This is a genomic window from Streptomyces sp. WELS2, from assembly GCF_013870595.1.
GTDB lineage: Bacteria > Actinomycetota > Actinomycetes > Streptomycetales > Streptomycetaceae > Streptomyces.
On record NZ_JACBWZ010001333.1, the window covers coordinates 1 to 1,102 of the forward strand.

General features: G+C 68.8%; 1 protein-coding gene. It reads left to right on the plus strand.

The annotated features are described in order from the left end of the window. The coding region (locus H5J33_RS36145; protein ID WP_258565646.1) for an alpha-amylase family glycosyl hydrolase at positions 1 to 1,102 on the plus strand (1,102 nt) is incomplete at both ends.

Below are 1,102 nucleotides of genomic sequence, written 5' to 3' on the forward strand. Positions count from 1 at the left end.
AGCCGGGAACAGTTCTACCTGCTGCTGCCCGACCGGTTCGCGAACGGCTCCACCGCGAACGACCGGGGCGGGCTGACCGGCGACCGCACCACCACCGGCTACGACCCCACCGACAAGGACTTCTTCCAGGGCGGCGACCTCAGGGGCGCCATCGACCACCTGGACTACATCAAGGGCCTCGGCACCACCGCCATCTGGCTCGCGCCGGTGTTCGAGAACAAACCCGTCACGGTCCGCGACGGCAAGGCGACCGCCAACTACCACGGCTACGCCATCACCGACTTCACCCGCGTCGACCCGCACTTCGGCACCGACGCCGACCTCTCGGAGCTGATCGACAAGGCCCATGCCAAGGGCATGAAGGTTTTCTTCGACGTCATCACCAACCACACCGCGGACACCATCGACTACGCCGAGAAACGGTACGGATACCGCAGCAAGGGCGCCTACCCCTATCTCGACACCGAGGGCCGCCCCTTCGACGACAGCACCGGCATGCGCCCGGCGGACGCGGCCGGCGCCCCGTACACCCCGCGCGTCTCCGCCGACCCGCGGGACCGCAAGGTGCCCGACTGGCTGAACGACCCGTCCGTGTACCACAACCGCGGCAACTCCACCTTCGCCGGGGAGAGCGCCCTGGACGGCGACTTCATGGGCATGGACGACCTGTGGACCGAACGCCCGGAGGTCGTCCGGGGCATGGAGAAGATCTACGAGAAGTGGGTCGACGACTTCGGGGTGGACGGCTTCCGCGTCGACACCGCCAAGAACGTCGACATGCCCTTCTGGACCCAGTGGGCCACCGCGCTGGACCGCCACGCGGCACGGCACGGGCACCGGGACTTCTTCCTCTTCGCCGAGGCGTTCTCCGCCGACGCGGCCATCACCGCCCCCTACGTCACCGAGGGCCGCCTCGACGCGACCCTCGACTTCCCGTTCCAGGCCGCCGCCCGCAACTTCGCCTCGCGCGGCGGCCCCGCCGACGACCTCGCCCACGTCTTCGCGCAGGACTACCGCTACACCACCGACAAGACCAACGCCTACAGCCAGGTCACCTTCCTCGGCAGCCACGACATGGGACGCATCGGCACCTTCATCGCCC